Annotated in this window: 6 protein-coding genes; 2 read left to right on the top strand and 4 right to left on the bottom strand. The window is 61.9% G+C overall.

Annotation, left to right across the window (positions count from 1 at the left end; all coding sequences use genetic code 11):
* A partial coding sequence (locus tag BLX41_RS34725; protein WP_259744532.1) for a DUF1820 family protein occupies window positions 1-197 on the top strand: 197 nt, incomplete at its 5' end.
* 47 nt (window positions 198-244) lie between these two features.
* Here the strand turns inward: BLX41_RS34725 and BLX41_RS07685 are convergent.
* The 4 genes from BLX41_RS07685 to BLX41_RS07700 form a co-directional block, all read right to left on the bottom strand.
* Window positions 245-799: a tetratricopeptide repeat protein gene (locus BLX41_RS07685; RefSeq protein WP_102865363.1), complete on the bottom strand. Its 555-nt coding sequence runs from the start codon at window positions 797-799 to the stop codon at window positions 245-247.
* Window positions 800-1019: 220 nt separating this feature from the next.
* Complete coding sequence (gene hemL, locus BLX41_RS07690; protein WP_123724399.1) at window positions 1020-2303, bottom strand: glutamate-1-semialdehyde 2,1-aminomutase; 1284 nt, start codon at window positions 2301-2303, stop codon at window positions 1020-1022.
* A gap of 32 nt (window positions 2304-2335) precedes the next feature.
* Window positions 2336-2959, bottom strand: coding sequence for a thiamine phosphate synthase (thiE, locus tag BLX41_RS07695; protein ID WP_123724400.1), 624 nt, complete (start codon window positions 2957-2959; stop codon window positions 2336-2338).
* An 18-nt stretch (window positions 2960-2977) separates the two neighbouring features.
* Window positions 2978-3775, bottom strand: coding sequence for a hydroxymethylpyrimidine/phosphomethylpyrimidine kinase (locus tag BLX41_RS07700; protein WP_042941299.1), 798 nt, complete (start codon window positions 3773-3775; stop codon window positions 2978-2980).
* Window positions 3776-4065: 290 nt separating this feature from the next.
* Between BLX41_RS07700 and BLX41_RS34730 the strand changes: the two genes are divergently transcribed.
* Window positions 4066-5262 (top strand): 7TMR-DISM family protein (locus tag BLX41_RS34730; RefSeq protein ID WP_311197436.1); only part of this gene is annotated, 1197 nt, incomplete at its 3' end.

Raw genomic sequence — 5262 nt, forward strand, 5'->3', positions numbered from 1 at the left:
GCGAGCGCACGCAAGTGGTCGTCGATCCGAGCGAAGAAAAGCTCAAGGCCCAGTTCGAAGGCGTTGTGCGCAGTTTTGTGCCGATGCATTCGATTGTGCGCATCGACGAAGTGGAGCGCTTGGGCACGCCGAAGATCAGCGAGGCCCGTGGCGTGAGCAACGTCATGCCGTTCCCGATGCCAATGCCCGAAAAGTAAGCCTGGTTTGCGTAGGAGCCGGCTTGCTGGCGAATGGCGCGAAGGTATTACGGCAATGGCGAGAAAGGCGAGCGCCCATCGGCGCTCTGCAGTTCCATCAGGTACTTACGGAAAATCTGCCCCAGCACCTGGGTTGCGACTTCAAGTTCGTCACGCTGCATGTGTTCGGCGACTTCGTCGGCGGTGTCCAGGGCGTCTTCGGCACCGTTGACCGCAGCCATCTTCAGCACGATGTAGGCTTGAACGTTGTTGGCCGGCACGCCTTCGCCGTGGAAGAACATGGTGCCGAGCTTGAACTGCGCCTGGGCATGGCCTTGCAACGAGGCCTTTTCGAAATAGCTCAGGGCTTGATTGAGGTCCTGCGGCGCGCCTTTGCCCTCATAGTAGAACTCACCCAACTCGTATTGCGCCTGCGCATCCCCTTCATCGGCGGCTTTCTGGCACGCGGCTAGCGCCTCGGCCTGTTCCTGTGCCTGGGGATCGAGGGTGCAGCGACCCATCGCTGGGATCAACAACGAGTTGCCGCCTGCTTGTGCGTGCGCGAGCAGGGGCTGAAGGAGCAACAGGCAGCCCAATGTCAGGGCGCGGCCGGTGCGGTTCATGGGAATCGACTTACCTCTGAGGGGCGCGCGGACCCGACGAGGGGTCCAATAAGCGCGCATTATGAAATAAGCAGGGCCAACCTTACAAAGTCTTTACTCGTTTTTCTGCTGCGTGGCCGCGATATCCGCCGGTTTGCCGAGTATTTCCCCCTTTGCCAAGGGAAAGTTCGAGTAAAGCACGAAGCTGGCATGGTTGATCACCACGCCAGCCATACAGCGCTTACTTCAAAGCGGCAAATGCGCGTTCTGCTGCATCCAGGGTCAGTTGCAGCTCGGCCTCGCCGTGAGCGATCGAGGTGAAACCGGCCTCGAAGGCACTTGGCGCCAGGTACACACCCCCCTCCAGCATCAGGTGGAAGAAGCGCTTGAACAGGTTGGCATCGCTGGCCATCACGTCGTCGAAGGTGACGATGTCGTCGGCGCCACTGAAGTACAGGCCGAACATGCCGCCCGCCTGAGTGGTGACGAACGGAATGCCCGCGGCATCGGCGCGTTGCTGCAAGCCTTCGAGCAGGCGGCTGGTGTAGTCGCTCAGCTCGGCGTGGAAGCCCGGACGGCTGATCAGGCGCAGGGTGGTCAGGCCGGCAGCCATGGCCAGCGGGTTGCCGGACAAGGTGCCTGCCTGGTAGACCGGACCCAGTGGCGCGATATGCTCCATGATCTTGCGCTTGCCGCCGAAGCAGCCCACCGGCATGCCGCCGCCGATGATCTTGCCGAAGGTGGACAAGTCCGGAGTCACGCCGTAATGGGCCTGGGCGCCGCCGAGAGCGACACGGAAGCCCGTCATCACTTCGTCGAAGATCAGCACTACGCCGTGTTGGTCGCAGAGGGTGCGCAGCCCCTCGAGGAAGCCCGGCGCCGGCGGCACACAGTTCATGTTGCCGGCCACTGGCTCGACGATGATGCAGGCCACTTCCTGACCCACTTCAGCCAGCATCTTTTCCACTGCGGCGATGTCGTTGAAGGGCAGGGTCAAGGTGTGTTTGGCGAAAGCCGCAGGTACACCGGCAGAGCTGGGTACGCCTTGAGTCAGGGCGCCGGAGCCGGCCTTGACCAGCAGGCTGTCGGAGTGCCCGTGGTAGCAGCCTTCGAACTTGATGATGCTGTCGCGGCCGGTAAAGCCCCGTGCCAGGCGAATCGCACTCATGGTGGCTTCAGTGCCGGAGCTGACCATGCGCACCATTTCCATGGAGGGAACGATGGAGCACACCAGATCGGCCATTTCGGTTTCCATGGCGGTGGGGGCGCCGTAGGACAGGCCATGCTCCAGTTGCTTGCGCACCGCGTCCAGCACGTCCGGGTGACTGTGGCCGAGAATCATCGGGCCCCAGGAGCCGACATAGTCGACATAGCGCTTGTCGTCTTCGTCAGTGACGTAGGCACCTTCGGCGTGCTTGAAGAACAGCGGGGTGCCGCCCACGCTCTTGAAGGCACGGACCGGCGAGTTGACGCCACCAGGGATGTGTTTCTGGGCGTTGGCAAACAGGGTTTCGGAACGGGACATGATCGGGCTCTCAAAAATCGGCAGTGGGCTATTCAAAGATTAAACAGGGCGTTAAAGGCGCGGGCGCGGCGGGTCACTTCTTCAGCGCTCTGTGCGCCGAACAGGCCGTGGACCACCGCCAGCAGATCGGCGCCGTGGCTCACCAGGGGAGCGGCGTTTTCCAGAGTGATGCCGCCAATCACGCAGATCGGCAGATGCAGGCCGGCCCGGGCCTGATCCAGCAACTCCAGGCTGGCAGTGGGCGCGCCGGGTTTGGTGGTTGAGTTGAAGAAGCGGCCGAAGGCGACATAGCTGGCGCCTTCCTTGGCCGCTTGCTCGGCCAGCGGCAACTGGTCATGGCAGGTGGAGCCGATGATTGCCTGGCGCCCCAGCAGGGCGCGGGCCGGCGTCAGGGGGCCGTCGGTCTGGCCCAGGTGCACGCCGGCACCGATACGTGCCGCCAGTTCGGCGTCATCGTTGATGATCAGGCGGGTCTTGTAGCGTTCGCACAGGGTCAGCAGGGTTTCGGCTTCCCGCAGTCGGCGGGCCTGGTCGTCGCTTTTATCGCGGTACTGCAACAGGGTGACGCCGCCTTCCAGCGCCGCCTCCACGTACTTCAGGAACTTGCCGGCCAACAGCTGGCTGTCGGTGATGGCGTACAGACCACGTAGTTTCATTGAGCGGGCCTCATGACATTACGAGCAGAAATCCAACGGCAAGCGACGCGGAACGAACTGGCCACGGCCCAGTTGCTCGGCGTCGCGCAGGGTACGCCAGGTGTAATCTAGGGCAGACTTCACCGCACTGGCCAGGTGTTCGCCTTGCGCCAGGCGCCCGGCCAGGGCGCTGGCCAGGGTGCAACCGGAGCCGTGATAGCTGCCGGGCAGGCGTTGGCAGGTATAGGTCTCACGCAGGCCGTCGCGGCTGTACAGGCGATTGTGCACTTCGTGTTCATCGCCATGGCCGCCGGTGATCAGCAGGTGCTTGACGAACGGCAGGAGCTTTTCGGCGCATTGGTCGGCGCTGCCTTCGGGCAGTTCCGCAAGAATTCGGGCTTCGGGAAGGTTGGGAGTGGCAATGGTGGCCAGGGGCAGCAGGCGTTCGCGCATGGCGTAGCCCACTTCATCCTTGCCCAGTCTGCCGCCGCCGCCGGCGCGCAGCACCGGATCGCAGACCAGGGGCAGGTGCGGGTGCGCCTGGAGCAGTTCGACCACGGTGTCGACCATCTCCAGGGAACCCAGCATGCCCAGCTTGACCGCGGCGACAGTGGAGTCGTTGAGCACGGCATTGGCCTGGGCCAATACCCACTCGCGATCCAGGACGCGGAAATCGCTGACGTTGACCGTGTCTTGCACGGTCAGGGCGGTGACAGCCGGAGCTGCGTGACAACCCTGAGCCAGCAGGGCTTCGATATCTGCCTGCAAGCCGGCGCCACCACTAGGGTCGTGGCCGGAGAGACAGAGGACAACGGGGCGAGAGCTGTAGATATTCATGGGCGGCGAGCTTACCACCAAACGCTTTTTTTCGCGGCGCCTGGCGCGCAATGGAAGTTGTCGCTTTGCCATGTTCGACCTTCTTGACCGATGCAACAGCTCTAGCTCGCTGGATTGCGCTGAGAGGCCCGTTCTAGAGCCTTTAGACTAAAATTTTCAATGGTGTTCAATGGCCATCAACGGCTATGCTAGAGTGCATTCAAACCAATAACAGGTCATGCCGGTCTTGCGTCTGCTCAAGGGAAATGGGGGACTTCCTGACACTACCGGACAAGCCACGCTGGGGCTTTATGCGCTATTTGCTGATGTTGCTGTTGAGCTTGCCGATGCTGGCTGGCGCTGTCGAGTTCGACGAGTTCACTCAACGCCTGCCCTTGGGGCGAGTGATGCAAGTACTCGAAGACGTGGGTGGCGAAGCGACAATTGCCGATGTCAGTTCGGGGCCTCTGGCTGAGCATTTCAAACCCCACGATAAAGATACCCTCAATGCCGGCTATTCACGTTCGGCCTTCTGGCTGAAGATCGACCTCCAATACCGCCCCGGCAATCCTACGGCGCAGCGCAACTGGTTGCTGGAGCTGGCTTATCCGCCCCTGGACCACCTGGACCTGTACGTCCCCGATGAAACCGGTGGTTTTCGTCTGGCGGAGCGCACCGGCGACGCCTTGCCGTTCGACAGTCGGCAGATCCGCCAGAACAATTACCTGTTCAACCTGAATTTCTCCCCCCATGAACACAAGACCCTGTATCTGCGCCTGGCCAGTGAAGGTTCGATCCAGGCGCCGCTGAGCCTCTGGTCCAACACGGCCTACCTCGAGGCGCAGCCAGTGCGCCTCTACGTGCTGGGGCTGATCTACGGGGTGCTGCTGGGCATGCTGGTGTACAACCTGTTCATCTACCTCAGCGTGCGCGACACCAGTTACCTCTACTACATCGTCTACATCGCCTCGTTCGGTCTATATCAACTGTCGGTCAACGGCGCCGCAGTGGAGTACTTCTGGCCCAACAGCCCATGGTGGGCCAATGCGGCGACACCGTTTTTCATCGGTGCCGCGGGGCTGTTCGGCAGTCAGTTCGCCCGCAGTTTCCTGCAGACCTCCCGGCACAGTCCCTGGGTTGACCGCGTATTGCTGGTGCTGATGGCGTTTGGCGCGCTGGTCATGGCCTTGTCGCTGATGACCAGTTATGCCCTGGCCTTGCGCCTGGCCACCACTCTGGCACTGCTGTTTACCGTGGTGATTTATGTAGCGGGGATCGTCGCCTGGTGTCGCGGATTGCGGGTGGCGCGTTATTTCATCATCGCCTGGTCGGCCTTTCTGTTTGGAGGGGTGATCAATACCTTGATGGTCCTGGGTTACCTGCCGAACGTATTCCTGACCATGTACGCCAGCCAGATCGGCTCGGCGATCGAGGTGGCGCTGCTGTCCCTGGCTCTGGCCGACCGCATCAACTCGATGCGCGAACAGCAGGCCCAGACTCTGCGTGAA

It is taken from the genome of Pseudomonas protegens (assembly GCF_003732485.1).
Classification (GTDB): Bacteria; Pseudomonadota; Gammaproteobacteria; order Pseudomonadales; family Pseudomonadaceae; genus Aquipseudomonas; species Aquipseudomonas protegens_B.